22 protein-coding genes are annotated in these 20,300 nt (G+C 64.7%); 14 read left to right on the forward strand and 8 right to left on the reverse strand.

Annotated features, from left to right (window positions below; all coding sequences use genetic code 11):
• Positions 1-162 precede the first annotated feature (162 nt).
• The 4 genes from J7548_RS01860 (at position 163) to J7548_RS01875 (ending at position 2,314) form a co-directional block, all read left to right on the forward strand.
• Positions 163-1,023, forward strand: a complete 861-nt coding sequence (locus J7548_RS01860) for a LysR substrate-binding domain-containing protein (protein WP_290969542.1) — start codon at positions 163-165, stop codon at positions 1,021-1,023.
• 77 nt (positions 1,024-1,100) lie between these two features.
• Positions 1,101-1,403, forward strand: coding sequence for a Dabb family protein (locus J7548_RS01865; RefSeq protein WP_290969545.1), 303 nt, complete (start codon positions 1,101-1,103; stop codon positions 1,401-1,403).
• 11 nt (positions 1,404-1,414) lie between these two features.
• A complete protein-coding gene (locus J7548_RS01870; protein ID WP_290969548.1) occupies positions 1,415-1,849 on the forward strand; it encodes a PaaI family thioesterase in 435 nt (144 codons plus the stop codon).
• 45 nt (positions 1,850-1,894) lie between these two features.
• Entirely contained in the window at positions 1,895-2,314 is a 420-nt protein-coding gene (locus J7548_RS01875) for a GNAT family N-acetyltransferase (protein WP_290969551.1), read from the forward strand.
• Positions 2,315-2,321: 7 nt separating this feature from the next.
• Here the strand turns inward: J7548_RS01875 and J7548_RS01880 are convergent, their stop codons facing one another.
• The gene (locus tag J7548_RS01880) at positions 2,322-3,938 is read right to left on the reverse strand and encodes a methyl-accepting chemotaxis protein (protein ID WP_290969554.1); all 1,617 of its coding nucleotides are present in this window, start codon (positions 3,936-3,938) and stop codon (positions 2,322-2,324) included.
• Positions 3,939-4,240: 302 nt separating this feature from the next.
• Between J7548_RS01880 and J7548_RS01885 the strand changes: the two genes are divergently transcribed.
• A complete protein-coding gene (locus tag J7548_RS01885) occupies positions 4,241-5,563 on the forward strand; it encodes a dicarboxylate/amino acid:cation symporter (protein WP_290969557.1) in 1,323 nt (440 codons plus the stop codon).
• A gap of 314 nt (positions 5,564-5,877) precedes the next feature.
• On the opposite strand, the gene J7548_RS01890 is transcribed toward J7548_RS01885, so the two are convergent.
• From J7548_RS01890 to J7548_RS01900, 3 genes are read right to left on the reverse strand one after another with little or no spacing between them, the layout of a single operon-like run.
• Positions 5,878-6,714: an NRDE family protein gene (locus tag J7548_RS01890; RefSeq protein WP_290969561.1), complete on the reverse strand. Its 837-nt coding sequence runs from the start codon at positions 6,712-6,714 to the stop codon at positions 5,878-5,880.
• Positions 6,705-7,004, reverse strand: a complete 300-nt coding sequence (locus J7548_RS01895) for a DUF4936 family protein (protein WP_290969564.1) — start codon at positions 7,002-7,004, stop codon at positions 6,705-6,707. Before J7548_RS01895 ends, J7548_RS01890 begins: the two co-directional genes overlap by 10 nt.
• Before the next feature lie 33 nt (positions 7,005-7,037).
• Positions 7,038-8,102: a folate-binding protein gene (locus J7548_RS01900; RefSeq protein ID WP_290969567.1), complete on the reverse strand. Its 1,065-nt coding sequence runs from the start codon at positions 8,100-8,102 to the stop codon at positions 7,038-7,040.
• A gap of 149 nt (positions 8,103-8,251) precedes the next feature.
• Between J7548_RS01900 and mltG the strand changes: the two genes are divergently transcribed.
• Genes mltG through J7548_RS01940 form a run of 8 tightly spaced genes read left to right on the forward strand, consistent with a single transcriptional unit; the run spans position 8,252 to position 14,795 of the window.
• Complete coding sequence (gene mltG, locus J7548_RS01905; protein ID WP_290969569.1) at positions 8,252-9,232, forward strand: endolytic transglycosylase MltG; 981 nt, start codon at positions 8,252-8,254, stop codon at positions 9,230-9,232.
• Between the two features lie 31 nt (positions 9,233-9,263).
• Positions 9,264-9,872: a dTMP kinase gene (gene tmk / locus J7548_RS01910; RefSeq protein WP_290969572.1), complete on the forward strand. Its 609-nt coding sequence runs from the start codon at positions 9,264-9,266 to the stop codon at positions 9,870-9,872.
• A 12-nt stretch (positions 9,873-9,884) separates the two neighbouring features.
• Positions 9,885-10,922 (forward strand): DNA polymerase III subunit delta', encoded by a 1,038-nt coding sequence (locus J7548_RS01915; protein WP_290969575.1) that lies wholly within the window; start codon positions 9,885-9,887, stop codon positions 10,920-10,922.
• A gap of 36 nt (positions 10,923-10,958) precedes the next feature.
• Complete coding sequence (locus tag J7548_RS01920; protein WP_290969578.1) at positions 10,959-11,465, forward strand: GNAT family N-acetyltransferase; 507 nt, start codon at positions 10,959-10,961, stop codon at positions 11,463-11,465.
• Positions 11,466-11,483: 18 nt separating this feature from the next.
• Positions 11,484-12,731: an ATP-binding protein gene (locus J7548_RS01925; protein WP_290969581.1), complete on the forward strand. Its 1,248-nt coding sequence runs from the start codon at positions 11,484-11,486 to the stop codon at positions 12,729-12,731.
• Positions 12,732-12,764: 33 nt separating this feature from the next.
• Positions 12,765-13,295, forward strand: coding sequence for a response regulator transcription factor (locus J7548_RS01930; protein WP_290969584.1), 531 nt, complete (start codon positions 12,765-12,767; stop codon positions 13,293-13,295).
• A 49-nt stretch (positions 13,296-13,344) separates the two neighbouring features.
• On the forward strand, positions 13,345-14,124 hold the full coding sequence (locus J7548_RS01935; protein ID WP_290969586.1) for a TatD family hydrolase: 780 nt from the start codon (positions 13,345-13,347) through the stop codon (positions 14,122-14,124).
• Entirely contained in the window at positions 14,124-14,795 is a 672-nt protein-coding gene (locus J7548_RS01940; protein WP_343586386.1) for an ankyrin repeat domain-containing protein, read from the forward strand. The genes J7548_RS01935 and J7548_RS01940 overlap by 1 nt, the downstream gene beginning before the upstream one ends.
• Positions 14,796-14,873: 78 nt before the next feature.
• On the opposite strand, the gene J7548_RS01945 is transcribed toward J7548_RS01940, so the two are convergent.
• The 3 genes from J7548_RS01945 to hpnD form a co-directional block, all read right to left on the reverse strand.
• Positions 14,874-16,016 carry an alpha-hydroxy acid oxidase gene (locus tag J7548_RS01945; RefSeq protein ID WP_290969591.1) on the reverse strand — a complete coding sequence of 381 codons (1,143 nt, stop codon included), beginning with the start codon at positions 16,014-16,016 and terminating at the stop codon, positions 14,874-14,876.
• 114 nt (positions 16,017-16,130) lie between these two features.
• Positions 16,131-17,459, reverse strand: coding sequence for a hydroxysqualene dehydroxylase HpnE (gene hpnE / locus J7548_RS01950; protein ID WP_290969594.1), 1,329 nt, complete (start codon positions 17,457-17,459; stop codon positions 16,131-16,133).
• Complete coding sequence (gene hpnD, locus J7548_RS01955) at positions 17,459-18,292, reverse strand: presqualene diphosphate synthase HpnD (RefSeq protein ID WP_290969597.1); 834 nt, start codon at positions 18,290-18,292, stop codon at positions 17,459-17,461. Before hpnD ends, hpnE begins: the two co-directional genes overlap by 1 nt.
• 195 nt (positions 18,293-18,487) lie before the next feature.
• Here hpnD and J7548_RS01960 point away from each other — a divergent pair, with 195 nt between their 5' ends.
• Positions 18,488-19,324 (forward strand): HDOD domain-containing protein, encoded by an 837-nt coding sequence (locus J7548_RS01960; protein WP_290969600.1) that lies wholly within the window; start codon positions 18,488-18,490, stop codon positions 19,322-19,324.
• An 86-nt stretch (positions 19,325-19,410) separates the two neighbouring features.
• Here J7548_RS01960 and hpnC read toward each other — a convergent pair whose 3' ends face one another.
• Positions 19,411-20,223: a squalene synthase HpnC gene (gene hpnC / locus J7548_RS01965; RefSeq protein ID WP_290969602.1), complete on the reverse strand. Its 813-nt coding sequence runs from the start codon at positions 20,221-20,223 to the stop codon at positions 19,411-19,413.
• Positions 20,224-20,300 lie beyond the last annotated feature (77 nt).

The following is a 20,300-nucleotide window of genomic DNA, read 5'->3' on the forward strand; positions in this document are numbered from 1 at the left end:
GTGGCGCGGTCGGTAGGCGCCGCCCAGGCGGCGGGCGGTGGCATGGATTCAGATGTGGCAAGGGTTCCAGTCCGGACAGGGTGAAGATTAAAGAGGCTTTATGACGACGGTGTTATCGATATAATCGAAAAAAGTGCTGACAACTATTGATCAAGGCTATAGATGACTCCTTCGCAACTACGCGCCTTCCTGGCCGTGGCCCGCCATCGCGGCTTTTCCGCCGCGGCGCGCGCGCTGGGCGTGAGCCAGCCGACCCTGACCACCCAGGTGCAATTGCTGGAGCGCGAGCACAATGTCGAACTGTTCTTCCGTCGCGGGCGCCGGCTGGATTTGTCCGAAACCGCGCAGCGCCTGTTGCCGATCGCGCAGAACATCGCCGAGCTGGAGCTGGATGCGCTGAACCTGCTGGTCAATTCCGGCGCGCTGCATGTCGGCCACCTGCGCATCGGCGCGGTGGGGCCGTTCCATGTGATCGAGATGGTGGATGCCTACCGGGCGCGCTATCCCAAGGTCGAGTTGTCGATCAAGCTGGGCAATTCGGCGCAATCGCTGGCCGACCTGGAAAACTACGTGACCGATGTGGCGGTGCTGGCCAGCTTCACCGACGACGCGCGCTTCCATGCCGTGCCTTACGCCGACCATGCGGTGGTGCTGTTCGCCCACCGCAGCCATCCCTTCTACAAACGTGAATCGGTTGCCTTGGCCGAGCTGGCCGGCCAACCGATGCTGATGCGCGAGCAAGGCTCGACCACGCGGCTGGCGCTGGAAAAGGCGCTGGCGCAGGCCGGCGTGGCGCCGCAGGTAGTGATGGAGATCGGCAGCCGCGAAGCGTTGCGCGAGGCAGTGGCGCGCGGCCTGGGGCTGGGCGCGGTGTCGGAAGCCGAGTTCGTGCCCGATCCTCGTTTCCGTATGGTGCGCATCGAGGGCGATCCGGTGGCGACCCATACCTATGTCTATTGCCTGGCCGAGCGGCGCGAGGGGCGGTTGGTCGGTTCCTTCATGAAGATCGCGGCGCGCGGCTGAGGGCGGTATCGGCTCGAAAGAGGCCTTTCGCTTATCATTACGGTTTGCCCAAATTTGCAAGCCACCGGAGACCGGAGATGATCAAGCATATCGTGATGTGGAAGTTGAAAGAGCAGGCCGAAGGCGCCGACCGCGCGACCAATATCGTCAAGATGAAGGCGCTGCTCGATAGCTGCGCCAACGTGGTGCCCGGCATCCTGAAGTTCGAGGCGGCGGTAGCCCAGCCCGGCCTGGAAGCGACCTACGACGTGGTGCTGTACTCCGAGTTCGAGTCGCGCGCCGCGCTCGACGCCTACCAGGAGCACCCCGACCACGTAGCCATCAAACCTTTCATCGGCGCGGTGCGCGAAGCGCGCCAGTGCATGGATTACGAAGTCTGAGCGGCCAGACGATGAGCCTGGCCTTGACCGATGTTTTCCCGCAGGGGAATCCTTATTTGCACGCGCTCGGCGTGGAAGTGCTGGAGTACGGCGACGACCGCGCCGTGATGGCGCTGCGCCTGAAGCCGGAATTCATGAACAGCTGGCAGGTGGCGCAGGGCGGCATCTCGATGACGCTGATGGATGTGGCGATGGGGCTGGCGGCGCGCGCCGGCGTGCCGGATGCCAAGTCGTCGGCCACGGTGGAGATGAGCAGCAGCTTCCTGCAGCCGGCCGGCCATACGGGCGACACCATCGTCGCCCGCGGGCATACCTACCACCGTTCGACCACCATGTGCTTTTGCCAGGCCGAGCTGTGGAACGGCGACAAGCTGGTGGCCAAGGCCATGGGAACCTTCAAGCTGATCCGTCGTCTCGATATCTCCAAGAAGCTCGATCACGAGTGATCGGGCAAGTTATTTCAGGAATTTCAGGATCGTAAAGGAGCACCAATGAAAATCATCGTGGGCAATTGGGAACAATTGCGCGCCCATGCGCAGCCGATCCGCTTCGAAGTCTTTGTCGACGAACAGAACGTGCCGCCCGAGCTGGAGCTCGACGAGATGGATGCGGTGTGCGTGCATGCCGTGGCCTATGCCGAGGACGGTACGCCGCTGGCGACCGGCCGCCTGCTGCCGGACGGCCATGTGGGCCGCATGGCGGTCTTGAAGGCGGGACGCGGCAAGGGCATCGGCGGCGCGGTGCTGCAGGCGCTGATCGGGGCGGCGCGTGCGCGCGGCGACCGGGAAGTGATCCTGAATGCCCAGACCCATGCTGAACCGTTTTATGTCGCCCATGGCTTCGCCCGCGAAGGGGAGGAGTTCATGGATGCCGGCATTCCTCACATCACCATGCGCGCCAGCCTGGCGTAAGCATCCGCTACTGCCGGCGCCGTCCCTGGATGGCCGCCGGCGGGCTTTCTTTCAGTTCCAGTCCCGGTTCCCGCGCATTCCCGGCCAGGCGGAAGTAGCCTAGCTGCGCGCTCAGTTCGCGCGCGTTTTCGGCCACCAGTTCGGCGGTGGTGGCGAGTTCTTCCGAGACGGCGGCATTGCGCTGGGTGGTCTGGTTGAGCTGCATCACGGCGGTGCCGATCTCTTGCGCGCTTTCTTCCTGCATGGCGGAGGACAGGGTGATCTGGTTGATTTCCCGGGAGGCCTGGCGGATGCCGTCCAGGGTGCCGTCCAGCAGGCGCTGGCTGGTTTCCTCGGCCAGGGTCACGCTTTGCCCGGCGATCTCGCTGATTTCGCGGGCGCTGTCCTGGCTGCGTTCGGCCAGTTTGCGGATTTCCATGGCCACCACCGAGAAACCGCGCCCGTGTTCGCCGGCGCGCGCCGCTTCGATGGCGGCGTTGAGCGCCAGCAGGTTGGTCTGGTAGGCGATATCGTCGATCACGCCGACTTGCTGGGCGATGCCGCGCATGGCCTGTACCGTCGATTGCACGGCGGTGCCGCTCTTGTCGGCATCGGCCGCGGCGGCCAGGGCGATCTGGTCGGTGCGGCGGGCATGTTCGCCGGTTTCCTGGATGGCGTTGCCCATGCTGGAGATGGCGGCATTGACTTCTTCCACCGTGGCCGCCTGTTCGCTGGAGGCATGGGCCAGCGCTTGCGCGGTGGCGTTGAGCTGGCGCGAAGAGTGGCCCAGCGACTGGGTCGAGAGCGTGACGCGCTCGATGATCTGGGTCAGCCGCAGGCGCATCGATTGCATGGCGTACAACAGGCTGCCGTTGTCGTTGCGGCGCAGCCTGACGTCGATGTCGAGGTTGCCCTCGGCGATCTGGCGCACGATATGGGCGGCGTAAGCCGGTTCGCCGCCCAGTTCCCGGCGCAGGCCGGTAATGATCCATACCGCCAGGGCAATGCCCAGCAGCAGGCTGGTGCCGGCGAGCTGCAGGGTACGCAGGCGCAGGCGGCCGTATTCGGCCAGCGCTTCGTCATAGAGGGTGCGCGTGGCTTGTTCCTGCAACTGGCCGAGCTTGGCCAGTTGGGACGCCAGCGTGGCGAGCAGGGGCGTGATCTGCGGCCAGAGCTGGTTGGCCTGGCTGACTTGGCCGGAGTCGATCAGGCCGGTCATGCCGGCGCGCTGTTCCTGGTATTTCAGCCAGTTTTTCTCGAATTCACGGGCCGCCTGCTGTTCTTCAGCGGTCATGCCGGTGCCCATATAGATGCGCCAGCTTTCGTTGAGGGAGGCGTCCAGCGCCTTCAGGCGGGCCAACTGCCCGGCCACTTGCTGTTGCGGCGTCAAGCCGTCGCGTCCGGGATCGTTGGGGACGTTGAGCAGCATCAGCGCCCGGCCCATGACATCCCGGTTGAGGTACAGCGCATCGCGCACCTTGGCGATCTGAACCAGGCTCAGGGTGCGGTCTTCATAAACGTCTTTCAGCTTGTCGTTGCTGGAGGCGATGCCCAGCATGCCGTACCAGGCCACCAGCACCACAATGGCGCACAGCACCGCGACCAGGATTCCCAGGCGGGCGGTGACTGTCAGTTTGCGTTGCACAATGCTTTCCTCGCTATTTTTGCTCGATTCGTACTATAACGAACTTACTGCGGTGCAAAAGGAGGAATAGGCCGGGATGGGGCGCCTTTTTGCTGCAGATGTGGTTTCCCACAATACCGGAGGGGAGGCCCCTGATTCATACTTGCGCCCGAACCGGAGAGGAGGAGTCTCCCGGACAAAAACGAAGCCAGGGCGGACGACGCATGAACCCGCCGATGGCCGGCGGCTTGCCGGGCGCGGAAGCGCCATGCGCCATATGTCAGGCGGCAGGCTGGAAATTGATGTTTTTTGGAGAATGAAAAATGACGGCGAAACAGCCTGTATATAAGTCGCTTTACTTCCAGGTTCTGGTGGCGATCGTGATCGGCGTGCTGCTGGGGCACTTCTACCCATCCACCGGCGAAGCCATGAAACCGCTCGGCGACGGTTTCGTCAAGCTGATCAAGATGATCATCGCGCCGGTGATCTTTTGTACCGTCGTGACCGGCATCGCCGGCATGGAAGACATGAAGAAGGTCGGCAAGACCGGCGGCCTGGCCCTGCTGTACTTTGAAATCGTCAGCACCGTGGCGCTGATCATCGGCCTGGTGCTGGTCAACGTGCTCAAGCCCGGCGTGGGCATGAACATCGACCCGACCACGCTCGATACCAAGGCGATCGCTTCCTATACTGCTCCCGGCAAGCTGGGTTCGATCACCGATTTCATCATGAGCATCATCCCCAGCAGCATGTTCGATGCCTTCGCCAAGGGCGACGTGCTGCAGGTGCTGCTGGTGGCGGTGTTGTTCGGTTTCGCGCTGCACAAGTTCGGCGGCCGCGGCACCCTGGTGTTCGACTTCATCGAAAAGATCTCGCACGTGCTGTTCTCGGTGGTCGGCACCATCATGAAGGTGGCCCCGATCGGCGCATTCGGCGCGATGTCGTTCACCATCGGCAAGTACGGCGTGGGTTCGCTGTTCTCGCTGGCCAAGCTGATGGGCACCTTCTACCTGACCTGCCTGCTGTTCATCTTCGTGGTGCTGGGCATCATCACCCGCCTGCACGGCTTCTCGATCTGGAAGTTCGTCAAGTACATCAAGGAAGAACTGCTGATCGTGCTGGGCACTTCGTCGTCGGAATCGGTGCTGCCGCGCATGCTGGCCAAGATGGAAAACGCCGGCGCCAAGAAGACCGTGGTCGGCCTGGTGATCCCCACCGGCTACTCGTTCAACCTGGACGGCACCGCGATCTACCTGACCATGGCGGCCGTCTTCATCGCCCAGGCGACCAACACGCCGATGACTTTCGTGCAGGAACTGACCCTGCTGGCGGTGCTGCTGCTGACTTCCAAGGGCGCGGCCGGCATCACCGGTTCGGGCTTCATCGTGCTGGCGGCGACGCTGTCGGCGGTGGGCCACCTGCCGGTGGCGGGCCTGGCGCTGATCCTGGGCATCGACCGTTTCATGTCCGAAGCGCGCGCATTGACCAACACCATCGGCAACGGCGTGGCGACCCTGGTTGTGGCGAAGTGGAGTGGAGAGCTGGATGACAAGCGCCTGCAGGCGGCGCTGAACAATGAAACCAGCGAGGAGGCAAGTGCACCGGAAGCCGTGCTGAACCGTACGGAATCCAAGATGCACCATTAATTAAAGAGCGATTCCCGGACGGGGCCGGTGCAGGAAACGCAGGAAATGGCCCCGCCGGGATTGCCGGCAAGCGGAAAAGCGGACTTCGGTCCGCTTTTCTTTTTTGTGCAGCGCCAACGGGCAGGGCGCAGGCGAAAAAAAAGCCCACGACCTTGCGGTGTGGGCTTGAATCCAATTCTTTAAGGAGGAAATTGGAGGAGACAGGTGTGACTTTACTGCTGCGCATCAAATCAGGCCAATTTATCTTTCAAATATCAGATATATGGTTTTTTTATTTCATGCGGGAAAGCCGATCGTGTCTCCCGGCCGCGCCATCAACGCGCGCCAGCCGCCTTGTCATCCTCTATAGCCGCCTGCACGCTGGGTTTGCAGGGAATCTTGCACTTGGCGTCGGTCGCCGGCTCGGCCGCATAATGCACCGCCATCGGGTCGATCACATGTTCGGTCAGCAACGGTTCGCCCACGATGGGTACGCGCAACACGCTGGAGCAGCGGGTGCCGTATTCGGGCGAACGGATAAAGATCGGCGAGAGCATGCGTTCCTTTTCCAGGCCGACGCCGGTATCGGGCAGGCGGCAGTCGTTGGCGCGGGTGGCATCGGTCAGCATTTCGAAGAAAGTCTCTTCCGGCGCGCCCTGGCACAACAGGCTGGCGAATTGCGCCTTGGCCCGCGTGACCTTGGGCCAGGGCGAGTCGAGCAAGGCATTGGACAGGCCGTAGACGCCATACTCCAGCGGTTTGCCGTTGCGCGCGTCTTCCTGGCCGCGGTTGGAATACCACAGCATGCTGTCGCGGTCGCCGACCAGCAGGTTGAAGCCGTTGAAGCGCTGGGCGCCGGCTTCGATGTGTCGGATGTATTCGTCCGGGGCCATGCTGCCGGTAAGATAATCGGACACCAGCAGGCCGCGGGTGGGGGCGTCGGTGCGGCGTTCGGCCGGCGAGCGCACATTGGTCAGGGCGGCGAAGCGGCCGTCGCGGGTGGTGCCCAGCCAGGTGCCGCCGCCTTGCAGGTCGCGGCCGGCGAACACTTGCGGGTAATCGCTCCACCAGCCGGCATCGGCGGCCGGGCGGGCATAGAACTCGTCACGGTTGGCCGCCAGGATCAGCGGCATGCCGGGGATGACTTTCCAGGCGAAGATGATCAGGCACATGGGGCGACATCCTCGAAACGTTCCACATGGCGCGGCCCGTCCAGCAGGGCGGGAATGCCGGCTTCGGCAAGCGCCTGTTCCAGCGTGTGGCTGAAGTCGCCTTCGCGGCCGGATGGCAGGTGTTCGTAGACCTCCATCCAGGTTTGCAGGCCGTCTTGTTCGCCCGGCCTGCGTTTGAGCTTGCCGGCGATGCCGAAGCGGGCCTGCAGCATGGCCTGCACGGCGCCGAGCTTGTCCTGCAGCGCCTGCGTTTGCACGGAGCGGACGCGGTAGTAAATATAGAGATCCATGGCCTGGCCTTCGGGCGTGGGCGCGTTGTCCGCTTATTGCGGATCGGCCAGTTCGTAGGGCAGGTCGTGGAAATGCAGGGCCGGGCCGCCGGCCGAACCCAGGTGCACCGGGCCGTCGGCTGCCGCCAGCTTCATTTCCACCAAGGCCAGTGCTTGTCCGGCGCCGGTCGCCTCGGCATTGACCACCATGCCGCAGGGCTGCTCCGGATCGGCGCTGGAAAACACTTCATTGCCGGCCGCCGCGGCGTCGCTGTCGATGGTTGCCAGCAAGGTGCGGCGTTTGAGCTTGCCGAGATACTGGCTGCGCGCCACGATTTCCTGGCCGGGATAGCAGCCTTTCTTGAAATTGACGCCGCCGATCAGTTCGAAGTTGACCATCTGCGGGACGAACTGCTCCTGCGTCGGCAAGGTAATCTGCGGTACGCCGGCGCGGATGTCGGACAGGCGCCATGCCTGCGGGCCGGCCGGCGCCAGGTGCTGGCTCAGTCTGGGCCAGGCGGCGATGACGATTTCCGGCGTGGTGACCCATTGGTAGCGGGCGCTGCCGGCGGCGTCGGCCACGCGGATCAGCGTGCCGTTGGCGTTGTCGATCTTGGCGTAGGGTTCGGCCGGCAGCACCGGGTACCATTCGGCCAGCGAGTTTTTTGCCGCCGGGCCGGCCAGGCCGATGATGGCGGTATTGGCGCCCTGGTCGGACAGCTTGGCCTTGGCGCGCATGACGAACATTTGCAGGCGCTTCTGGATCGCAGCCTGCAGCGGGCGCGGCAATTGCAGGAAAATGAACTCGGGATTGCGCCACATCAGGAAGCTGGCCAGCAGCCGCCCCTTGGGCGAGCAATAGCCGGCCAGGCGGGCAGCCGAGGTGTCCAGGCGCTGGACGTCGTTGGTGAGCTGGCTGTGCAGGAAGCTGGCGGCATCGTCGCCGGATACGCCGATCAGTCCCAAGCCGGTCAGCGGCGCCATGAAGCTTTCCAGGCTTGCCGGCGCGGGAGCGGCGGCGCCAAAGCCGAGCAGTTCGGCGCCGTCGGCGTCGAATTGCGCGCCTTGTCGTTTCAGGAAGTCGAGCCAGACGGAGGTCGAGGCGGTCAGTTCGGTCATAAATAGTTTACGTGTGCTTGTGTTGCCTGCTGAAAAGCGCAGGGGTGGCAGGGAGATTAGGCAACTGCCGTGCCAGCGATTATCATTGATGCCTCGATTATAGTGATGTCCGAAAAAACGCGTCAGGAAACAGGGATTTTGCATTTGGTATGAAGAAGTTACTTGCGGCATTACTCGTGCTGGCGGCCCTGGTGGCGGCGGCCGGCGTCTATTGGTCCAAGCAGCCCATCGTCGATGCGAGCGGGCAGGTCATCGCCTTCACCATCACGCCGGGCAGCGGCGTATCGGGTTCGGCGCAGCAGATCGCGGCGGCGGGCGTGCCGATCAATCCCGACCTGTTCGCCCTTTATGCGCGCCTGAGCGGCGAGGGCGGCCGCATCAAGGCCGGCAGCTATGAACTCAAACCCGGCTACACGCCGGCCCGCCTGCTGCAGCAACTGGTGCGCGGCGAATTCGCCCAGGAGGCCCTGACCGTGATCGAAGGCTGGAGCTTCAAGCAGATGCGCCGCGCCATCGCCGAGCAGCCGGCCCTCAAGCATGACACCATCACCTGGACCGACCAGCAGGTGCTGGCCAAGCTGACCACCGAATACACCTATCCGGAAGGCCTGTTCTTCCCCGATACCTATCTGTTCGCCAAGGGCGCGAGCGACATGCAGATCTACAAGCAGGCATTCGCCCTGATGAACAAGAAACTGAACGAAGCCTGGAGCAAGCGCGACCTGTCGCTGCCGTACCGCACGCCTTACGAGGCGCTGACCATGGCCTCGATCGTGGAAAAGGAAACCGGCCAGAAGTCCGAACGCGGCATGGTGGCCGGGGTGTTCGTCAACCGCCTGAAGACGGGCATGCTGCTGCAGACCGACCCGACCGTGATCTACGGCATGGGCGAGCGCTACCAGGGCAAGATCCGCAAGGCCGACCTGCTGGCCGATACGCCCTACAACACCTACACCCGCGCCGGCCTGCCGCCCACGCCGATCGCCTTGCCCGGCGCCGCCTCGCTGGCGGCGGCGATGAACCCGGACAAGACCGAAGCCTTATACTTCGTCGCGCGCGGCGACGGCACCAGCCATTTTTCGAGCAGCCTCACCGAACACAACCAGGCCGTCAACCGCTACCAGCGTTGACCCCCTTACTTATTTCTTCAGCGATTCCTTCATGGCATCTGGCAAATTCATTACCTTCGAAGGCATCGACGGCGCCGGCAAGTCGACGCATATCGCTTTCGTCACCGAGCAACTGCGCGCGCGCGGCCTGACCGTGGTCGCCACCCGCGAGCCGGGCGGCACCGAACTGGGCGAACGGCTGCGCGAACTGCTGCTGCACCAGAAAATGCACCTGGAAACCGAAGCCTTGCTGATGTTCGCCGCCCGCCGCGAACACCTGGCGCAGGTGATCGAACCGGCGCTGGCGCGCGGCGACTGGGTGATTTCCGACCGCTTCACCGACGCCAGCTTCGCCTACCAGGGCGGCGGCCGCAAATTGCCGCTGGACAAGCTCGATGCGCTGGAACGCTGGGTTCATCCGCACCTGCAGCCGGACCTGACGCTGCTGTTCGACGTGCCGCTGGAAGTGGCGCGCGCGCGCCTGGATGCCGAGCGCACGCCGGACAAGTTCGAACAGGAAAAGGCTGACTTCTTCGCCGCCACCCGCGCCGAATACCTGCGCCGCGCCGCCGAATTCCCGGCGCGGTTCCGCATCATCGACTCCACGCGGCCCATTCCCGAGATCCGGGACGAGCTGCGCGGCATCGTCGCGGCCCTGTGAGATTGCCATTCCATGAGTACACCCGCTAATTCATCGCTGCTGCCCTGGCAGGACGAGAGCTGGAAGCAGTTGCAGCAACTGCGCGAACGCCTGCCGCACGCCTTGCTGTTCTACGGCGCGCAAGGCACTGGCAAGACCGCCTTCGTCGAAGCCTTCGCCAAGTCGCTGCTGTGCGAAGCGCCCACGCCCGAGGCGCATGCCTGCGGCGCCTGCGCTTCCTGCAACTGGTTCGAGCAATACAACCATCCCGACTACCGCCGCGTGCGGCCCGAGGCGCTGGAAGACGAGATCGCCGACGACGAGGGCGGCGAGGAAAAGAAGGGCGCCAAGGCCAGCAAGACGCCTTCCAAGGAAATCAAGATCGACCAGATCCGCGCGCTGGCCGATTTCATGAACGTCTCGACCCACCGTTCCGGCTTGCGCGTGGTGATGCTGTATCCGGCCGAGGCGCTCAATACCGCCGCCGCCAACGCCTTGCTCAAGACGCTGGAAGAACCGCCGCCGGGCACCATGTTCCTGCTGCTGTCGAACCGCCTCGACCGCCTGCTGCCGACCATCCTCTCGCGCTGCCGCAAGTTCGCCTTGCCGGCGCCGCCGCGGGACGTCGCATTGGCCTGGCTCAAGGCGCAGGGCGTCAAGGATGCCGATGCCTGGCTGGCCGAGCAGGGCGGCGCGCCGCTGGCGGCATTGGAAGCGGCCCAGGGCGACAGCCGCGAGATCCTGGACGAACTGCTGCGCCACCTGGCCCAGCCCGGCGTGGACGGCGCCTTGCGCACGGCCGACAAGCTGCAGAAGGCGCCGGTGTCGGAGCTGGTCGGCTGGGTGCAGCGCTGGCTGTACGACCTGTTCTCGCTGAAATCGACCGGCCAGATCCGCTATTACCCGCGTTATGCGAAGGAGCTGGGCCGGCTGGCCGAGCGCGCGGACGCCATCGCCATCTCGCGCGCCATCAAGGGCATGGGCGAGCGCCGCGCCATCGCCGACCATCCGCTGTCGGCCAAGCTGTTCATCGAAGAGATGCTGATCGACTATGCCGGCCTGTTCGACTGAACCGGCCGGTTTTCCTGTTTTCCCCTTATTTGCATCATGACCGCTTCCCACTACACCCATCGCCTGGCCGTGCAGGCCGACCTGCCGGCCATCGTCGCCATCTATAACAGCACCATCGCCTCGCGCCAGGTCACGGCCGATACCGAACCGGTCTCCGTCCAGTCGCGCCAGGCCTGGTTCGACGAGCACCAGCCGGAGCGGCGCCCGCTGTGGGTGGCCGAGCGCGACGGCGAAATCATCGGCTGGCTGTCTTATTCCAATTTCTACGGCCGCCCGGCCTATGCCGGTACCGCTGAACTGTCGGTCTACCTGCACGAAAAGGCGCGCGGCCAGGGCCTGGGACGCTACTTCCTGGAGCAGGCCATCGCCCATGCGCCGCAGATCAAGGTGCATACGCTCTTGGGCTTCATCTTCGGCCACAACGGTCCCAGCCTGAAGCTGTTCGGCGCGCTGGGCTTCGAGCAATGGGGCCACTTGCCGCGCGTGGCGACGCTGGATGGCGTCGAGCGCGACCTGGTGATCCTGGGCAAGCGGCTGGGATAAACCACGATGGGGCTGGAAATGCAGCATCAGCTTCTGGCACGCCTGTTCTGGCTGCGTTGGACCACCATCGCTGGCGAACTGGCGGTGCTGGCCGGCGCGCATTTCTGGCTGCGGATTGATCTGCCGCTGCCGGCCTTGTTGTGGCTGATCGGCGTGCAAGTCCTGATCAATGCCGCGACCTGGGGGCGGATGCGCTGGGCGCGTCCGGCTGGCCAGCCGGAACTGTTGCTGCAACTGCTGCTGGACCTGTGCGTACTGACGGCCCTGCTGTATTTCTCGGGCGGCGCGACCAATCCCTTCGTCTCGTTCTACCTGCCGGCATTGGCCGCGGGCGCGGCGACGCTGGCCTGGCCGTATGGCCTGGCATTGGCGCTGTGCGCGCTGGCGGCTTATTCGGGGCTGGTCTACGTCTACCAGCCCTTGCATATCCACGACCACGGGCAAGCCATGGCTTACCACCTGGCCGGGATGTGGATCAATTTTTCGATCTCGGCGCTGCTCATTACCTGGTTCGTCACGCGCATCGCCGCCGCGGTGCGTTCGCGTGATAGTTTGCTGGCGCAAGCGCGGGAGCAGCAGTTGCAGGGGCAGCGCATCCTCGCCTTGGGGACTCAGGCGGCGGGAGCCGCGCATGCGCTCAATACGCCTTTGTCGACAGTGGCGGTGATTGCCGGGGAAATGCGGCGCGAAATTCGTCGTGACATGGCCGGCAATGCTGCGTTGGCCATGTACGAGGAAGACCTGCGCATCGTCGAGGAACAGATCGCGGTATGCAAGCAAGCGCTGGAAAGCATGCGGCTGGATGCCGATGCGCAAGGGCGCGGCGATGATACAGCGGCGCTGGCGCCGTGGCTGGCTGCATTGGCCGATGGTTGGCGCTTGCACTATCCCGCAGTGCAGTTGGCGGTAGAGACGGGGCAAGCCACGTTGGTCGCTGGCCAGTTGCAGGAGCTATCGCAGATCTTGCTGACTTTGCTCGACAATGCCGCCCATGCCGTCAAGGAGCGCGGCGGCGAAGTGCGTTTATCCTTGATGGCGGACGCTGGCGAAAAGACCGCTATCATCCGGGTTGCCGACAACGGCTGCGGCATCGCCCCCGAACTGTTGTCCCGACTGGGACACGGGCCGGTGGACAGCCGTTCCGGCGGCAAAGGCATCGGCCTCATGCTGGCGTTCGCGGCCGCAACGCAGATGGGCGGCCACCTGCAACTGCGTTCGACGCAGGGCGAGGGGACGGTGGCCGAATTGCGGTTTCCGCTGTCCTGAACCGATAACTTGTACCGATAAGGCCGATTTTCGATGAGTGCCGCATTCCTGATCCTCGACGACAACGACGTCTTTGCCGACACGCTGGCGCGCTCGCTCACGCGCCGGGGTTTTCGCGCCGTCGTGGCCCGCAGCGGCGAGGAAGCGCTGGCGGCGGCGGGCCAGGAAAGCTTCAGCTACGCCACCATCGACCTGCAACTGGCAAACGATTCCGGCCTGCAATGGATCTCGCCCTTGCGCCGGGCGCTACCGGAGGCGCGCCTGCTGGTACTGACCGGCTACGCCAGCATCGCCACCACGGTGCAGGCGATCAAGTCGGGCGCCGACAATTACCTGGCCAAGCCGGCCAATGTGGACTCCATCCTCTCAGCGCTGGCGCATGACGGCGCGGGCGAGGACATGGCGGCTGAGGCCGCGCCGCTGTCGCTGGAACGCCTGGAATGGGAGCACATCCAGCGGGTCCTGGCCGAGCATGAGGGCAATATTTCCTCCACCGCCCGTGCGCTCAACATGCACCGCCGCACCCTCCAGCGCAAGCTGGCCAAGCGGCCGGTGGCGAAGTAGGTCGCCTGGGCATAACACACCCCAGGCGCATCGCTTTACAATAGCGCCCATGTATATCGATTCCCATTGCCACATCAATTTCCCCGATCTCGCCGCGCGCCTGCCCGAGATTTTCGGCAAGATGGCCGAAAACAAGGTCAGTCATGCGCTGTGCGTTTCGGTCGATTTGCCTGATTTCCCGCAAGTGCTGGCACTGGCCGAGCAATATCCCAACATCTACGCCTCGGTCGGCGTGCATCCCGACTATGAAGACACGCCCGAACCGGACGTCGAGCAGCTGGTCCGGCTGGCCGACCACCCGCGCATCGTCGCCATCGGCGAGACCGGGCTGGACTACTACCGCCTGCAAGGCGACCTGGAATGGCAGCGCGAGCGTTTCCGCACCCACATCCGCGCCTCGCGCGCGACCGGCAAGCCGCTGATCATCCATACCCGCTCGGCTTCGGAAGACACCATCCGCATCATGCGCGAGGAGGGCGCCAGCCCCGAGGCCGGCGGCGCGGCGGGCGTGATGCACTGCTTCACCGAGTCGCAGGAAGTGGCCGACGCCGCCATCGAGCTGGGTTTCTACATCTCGTTTTCCGGCATCGTCACCTTCAAGTCGGCCAAGGACTTGCAGCAGGTGGCGCGCACCATCCCGCTGGAGCGCATGCTGATCGAGACCGATTCGCCCTACCTGGCGCCGGTGCCGTTCCGCGGCAAGACCAACGAACCCGGCTATGTGCGCCACGTTGGCGAATTCATCGCCGACTTGCGCGGCATTTCCGCCGACGAAGTCGCCCGGCAGACCAGCGACAATTTCTTCAAGCTGTTTGGAATCGCCCCATGATGCCTTTGCTGGAAAAGATCCGTTCCCGTTTCAGCCGCCTCGGCCGCGTGCTGCTGTATACCTCGATGCTGCTGCCGGGCGCGGCGCGCGCCGGCGCCTACGAGGAGTATTTCCAGGCGATCCGCATGGACAACGTCTACTTCCTGAAGCAATTGATGGAACGCGGGATGGGGCCCAACCTGATCGAACCCAGGCGCGGCTACACCGGGCTGATGCTGGCGATCCGCGAGGATTCCATGCAGGCCTTCAACCTGCTGGTCAACGCGCCCGACGTCAATCTCGAGGCGCAAGCCACCAATGGCGATACGCCGCTGATGCTGGCTGCCTTCTACGGCAACGTGCCGGTGGTGAAGCTGCTGCTGTCGCGCGAGGTGGAGGTTAACCGGCCGGGCTGGACGGCATTGCACTACGCCGCTATTAACGGCAATGCGCAAATCGTCGGGATGTTGCTGGAAGCGTCGGCCTATATCGATGCCGAGTCGCCGGACGACAAGATGACCCCGGTCATGCTGGCTGCCATGCGCGGCCGGGTGGCCGTGGTGGCGGCGTTGCGCGACGGCGGCGCCGACCTCACGCTGAAGAATAAGGATGGCCTGACCGCGATGGACCTGGCGCGACGCCATGGACAGGTTGAAGTGATCGAGGTATTGAAGGAAAAGCCGCGCTCCTGAACGGTTTTTTCGGACAGGGAATGAAAAATCCCGGACACCGCGAGGCTGTCCGGGATTTTTATTGGCTGCGGCCCGCTATCAGGGCACGAGGATCTGGCGGCCGACGTCCTTGATGTCCTTGGTGCCGGTCAGCGCCATGCTTACGTCCAGTTCCTTGCGCAGGATTTCCAGCATCTGCGAGACGCCTTCGCCGCCCATGGCGCCCAGGCTGTAGAGGAAGGCGCGGCCGATCATGGTGCCTTTGGCGCCCAGCGCCACGGCTTTCAGGATGTCCTGGCCGGAGCGGATGCCGCCGTCGAACCAGACTTCGATCTGGTCGCCCACCGCTTCGGCGATGGCCGGCAGCGCCTGGATCGACGACATCGCGCCGTCCAGCTGGCGGCCGCCGTGGTTGGACACCACCAGCGCATCGGCGCCGGTCTGGGCCGCGATCTTGGCGTCTTCCACGTCCAGGATGCCCTTCAGGATCAGCTTGCCGCCCCATTGTTCCTTGATCCAAGCGACGTCGTCCCAGTTCAGGGTCGGGTCGAACTGGCTGGCGGTCCACTTGGACAGGGTTTGCACGCCGCCGCCGCTGTTGCCGCCGTTGATGTGGCCGGCCAGGTTGCCGAAGGTCTTGCGGCCGCCCAGAGCGCGCAGCGCCCAGCCAGGCTTGCTGGCCAGGTCGAGCAGGGTGTCCAGGGTCAGCTTGGGCGGCACCGACATGCCGTTCTTCAGGTCCTTGTGGCGCTGGCCGAGGATCTGCAGGTCCAGCGTCAGCACCAGCGCCGAGCACTTGGCGGCCTTGGCGCGCTCGATCATCGACTTGACGAAGCCGCGGTCGCGCATCACGTACAGCTGGAACCAGAACGGCTTGGTGGTCACGCTGGCGACGTCTTCGATGGAGCAGATGCTCATGGTCGACAGGGTGAAGGGGATGCCGAACTTCTCGGCGGCGATGGCGCCCAGCATTTCGCCGTTGGCCCATTGCATGCCGGTCAGGCCGGTCGGGGCGATGGCCACCGGCATGGTGACGTCGTGGCCGATCATGGTGGTGCGGGTGCTGCGCTCGTCGACATTGATCGCCACGCGCTGGCGCAGCTTCAGCGCGGCCAGGTCGTCGTTGTTGGCGCGATAGGTGCTCTCGGTGTAGGAGCCGCTGTCGGCGTAGTCGTAGAAGGCCTTGGGAACCCGTTTTTTCGCCAGCAGGCGAAAGTCTTCGACACAGGTCATGACCGGCATATTATTTTCTCCGTAAGAATGAAATGCGGCAGAGGGCCGCTCAGAATTTGTCCATATGCTAGATCAAAGCGGCCATGCGTGGGGTGAATCCCTTTCCACCGATCCATGAAAATTTTATAGGGCGCGGGCCGCCGCAATGCCGCTGCGCACCGCGCCTTCCAGCGTGGCCGGGTAATCACCTGCAACGTAATCGCCAGCCAGCGCGAGTCCGGTTGGCAGGCCGGTATTGTCCGGCCGTCGCAGCCCCGGCGTGCAGGAAAACGTCGCGCGCTTTTCGGTGATCACCTTGCTCCATTGCGCAACGGACAACTCGGGGCGTCCGAAATCGGCCGCCAATTGCTGCGCGATGCCTTCCAGCAGCGTCGCATGGCCATCCTCGATGGCGCGGCCGGCGGCGCTGACGACGACTGCCAGCAGCCCGGCATCGCCGTTCAATTGGCCGCGGTCGAAAACGAATTGCCCCCAGGCGCGGCGCTGCGGATCGTCGGTCAGCGCGCAGAACGGCAGCGGCAGGCGCAGCGTGGGGGCGTATTGCAGGTAGCAGGTGGTGATCGGTTCGTAGGCCAGCGCGCGCAGGGCGCTGGTGTCGCAAGGAGCTGCCAGGCCCTGGGCCTCGTCCAGCAACTGCGCGGCGACGTCGGCGCCGGTGGCAATGACCACGCCGGCGAATTCGCCAAGATCGCGGCCCTGGCGGTCTTGCAGGCGCCAGATGCCGGTTTCTCCCATGGCGTGCAGGCTGGCTACCGCCGTGCCTGCGATGGTACGCCCCCCACGCTGTTCTATAAATGCGGCGGCGGCTTGCGGCAGCAGGGCGCTGAGGTCGGTGCGCGGAATCAGCATGTCGGATGCGGCGCGGCGCGCGCCCAGGCTGTCGCGCAGCACGTTCAGGAATACCTTGGCCGAGGCGCGTTCAGGGGGAGTGTTCAGCGCGGCGATGCACAGCGGGTTCCACATCAGTTTGATCAGGCGCGGCGTCTGGTCGAAGCGTTCCAGCAGTTCGGCCACGCTGCAATCCTGGTGCAACTGCCAGCCCATCCAGCGCGCGGTGGTGGAAAAGCGTGCCAGCGCCATCTTGTCGGCACGTTCCAGGCCCCTGGCGCGCAGCAGGGCGACGGCAAGGTGCAAGGGGGCGGGCAGGCGCGGAGCGATGAAATCCATGCCGGTTTGCGACGGATAGCGCATTTGCAGCGGCAGGCGCAGCATGGCGTCGGCCGGTTTCACGCCGACCTGTTTCATCAGGCTGAGCGAGGCGGAATAGGCGCCCAGCAGGATGTGCTGGCCGTTGTCCAGCGTGCGGCCGCCGATTTCCACGCGGCGCGCCCGCCCGCCGAGGATCTTGCCGGCTTCGAACAGGCTGACCCGCTTGCCGGCGGCCGCCAGCGTGACCGCGGCGGCGCATCCGGCCCAGCCGCCGCCGATGACGGCGTAATGACCTGCCGGCATCAGCCGAACACGTAGGTTTTCCACGCCAGCCACAGCTTGCGGATGGGCGTGAGCGAGATGCGCTGCTTGAGCACGTGGTAGCCGTCGCGTTCGATTTCTTCCAGCAGGGTGCGGTAGATCGCCGCCATCATCAGGCCTGGGCGCTGGGCGCGGCGGTCTTCCTTGGGCAGCAGCGCGAAGGCTTCCTCGTAGACGGCGCGGGCGCGCTGCACCTGGAACTTCATCAGCGCCTCGAAGCGTTCGCTGTGGCGGCCGTTGAGGATGTCGGCGGCGGTCACGTTGAATTGCTGCAGTTCGTTGACGGGCAGGTAGATGCGGCCTTTGCGGCCGTCTTCGCCGACGTCGCGGATAATGTTGGTGAGCTGGAACGCCAGGCCCAGCTTTTCGGCATACTGCAGGGTTTGCGCCCGGGTATGGCCGAAGATGCTGGCCGAGAGGATGCCGACCACGCCGGCCACGTGCCAGCAATAGCGCTGCAGGCCGGGGTAGTCGAGATAGCGGCTTTGGTCGAGGTCCATCTCCATGCCATCGATGATGGCTTGCAGGTGCTCGCCCTTGAGCTGGTAGACGGCCACGTGCGGATACAGGGCCTTGGTCACCGGGTGGCTGGGATTGCCCTCTAGCATGGCGGCGATTTCCTTGCGCCACCACATCAGCTTGGTGCGCGCCACCATCGGATCCTCGATTTCATCGACGGTGTCGTCGACTTCGCGGCAGAAGGCGTACAGTGCCGTGATCGCGCGCCGGCGCTCCGGCGGCAGGAACAGGAAGCTGTAGTAAAAGCTGGAACCGCTGGCGGCGGCCTTCTGCTGGCAGTATTCGTCTGGAGACATGGGTAGCGGCGGTGGCGGCCAGGATAGGGAAAACTCTGGGAAACCCGGAAAAATCCGGCAAAGGCGCTATGCTAGCCGAGTGCGTACGGGAGGGCAAATATAGGGCGTCGCATCGTATTGCAGCGGCCGGCGATGTCCATTAAGCTCAAGGAAAAAATTGCCCCTACTACCAATAACCTGGAGGCTGGAGACGTCATGGACAGACTGGAACTCTTTCGTAGCATCGCATCGCAGGCCGGGCGCGGGGAGCTGGTGTTTCCGGCCAACGTCAGCGCGTCGATCAAGCTGCAGCAGGCCTTGGCGGACCCGGACTGCCACCTGGAACAGGCCGCCAAGCTGGTGATGGCCGAGCCGCTGGTGGCGGCGCGTACCGTGGCCATCGCCAATTCGGCGGCCTACAACCGCTCCGGCGGCGAAATCGACAATGTGCGCGTGGCCGTCATGCGGCTGGGCTTCCGCACCCTCAACACCATCACCACCTCGGTCATCGTGCGCCAGTTGGGCCGCACCATCAGCAACCCGGCCATGCGCATCAAGGCCGCGCAGCTCTGGGAGCATTGCGCGCATGTGGCGGCCACCGCCCATGTGCTGACCGCCAAGCTGACCAACGGCGACCCGGAGACGGCCATGTTCGCCGGCATCGTGCATGAGGTCGGCGGCTTCTACCTGCTCTCGCGTACCGACGAGTTTCCGGACCTGCTGGCCGGCGGCATGGAGGATTGGGCCGAATACGGCGAGAAGATGATCGGCCGCGCCGTGCTCAAGAAGCTGGGCGTGCCGCAGCCGGTGGTGGAGGCCATCGAATCGCTGTGGCACGGCGTGCGCGTGCTGCCGCCGGTCACCATCGGCGACGTCCTGCTGCTGGCCAAGGAATTGTCGCCGGTGCCGTCGCCGTTCCAGCGTACCGTGGCCGAAGCCGGCATCGGCGGCGAGAACCTGGTCGACGACTATATCGGCGACCAGTCGCTGCGCAGCCTGCTGGACGATTCGGAAGAGCAGATCCGCTCGCTCACTACGGCCTTGCTGGTCTGACAACAACCGCAGGCGCGGTTTCACCCGTCTTCATCCTTGCAGCGCCCGCCCGGCCGCCAACGGCCCGGCGGGCGTTGTTGCATGGATCACATGGTGAGGCCGCGCCAGCCTATCGCTAGCCAGTCGGTGCGGCCCAGCTTGGGGCGGTGGCGGAAGACGTCGCCGTTGACCCGTTCGATGCGCTCCAGGATGCGCAATCCGCCCTGGACCACCAGCCGCAATTCCCAGCCGATCCGCCCCGGCAGGCGCTTGGCCAGCGGCGCGCCCGACAGCATCAGCGCCCGCGCCCGTTCCACTTCAAACCGCATCAGCGCCTGCCAGCGGGCATCGGACCTGGCCTCGGCGATGTCCTGCTCGCCGAGGCCGAAGCGTTCCAGGTCTTCCTGCGGAAGGTAGATGCGCGACTTTTGCCAGTCGATGGCGACGTCCTGCCAGAAGTTGACCAGTTGCAGGGCGCTGCAGATGGCGTCGGAGTCGCGCAGGTTTTGCGCGGTCGGCGCCTGGTACAGGTGCAGCATCAGGGTGCCGACCGGATTGGCCGAACGGCGGCAATAGTCAAGCAGATCGTCGTAGCGCGCATAGCGGGTGGTCACGACATCCTGCCTGAACGCGGAGAGCAGGTCGCGCATGGGTTGCAGCGGCAAGCCATATTCTTTTACGGCCTGCTGCAGGTGGCGGAAGATGGGGGGCTCGCAAGGCCCGGCATCGGCGGCGATCAGGTCGAGCTGCTCCTCGTAGGCTTGCAGCGCGGCCAGCCGCTGCGTCGGCTCGGCATCGCCCTCGTCGGCGATATCGTCGGCGCTGCGCGCGAAGCCGTAGATGGCGGCGACGGCAGGCCGCAGGCGGGCCGGCAGCAGCAGGGAGGCGACAGGGAAGTTCTCGTAGTGGTCGACAGCCATGGAGGCGTTTTCTATCGGCGTTGGAAAAAGTCGGGCTGACTATAATCCATGCGCCTTGCCGGTGCCAAGCCGAAGTT

The sequence above is a fragment of the Herbaspirillum sp. genome (genome assembly GCF_017744395.1).
In the GTDB taxonomy this organism is placed as follows: Bacteria; Pseudomonadota; Gammaproteobacteria; order Burkholderiales; family Burkholderiaceae_D; genus Herbaspirillum.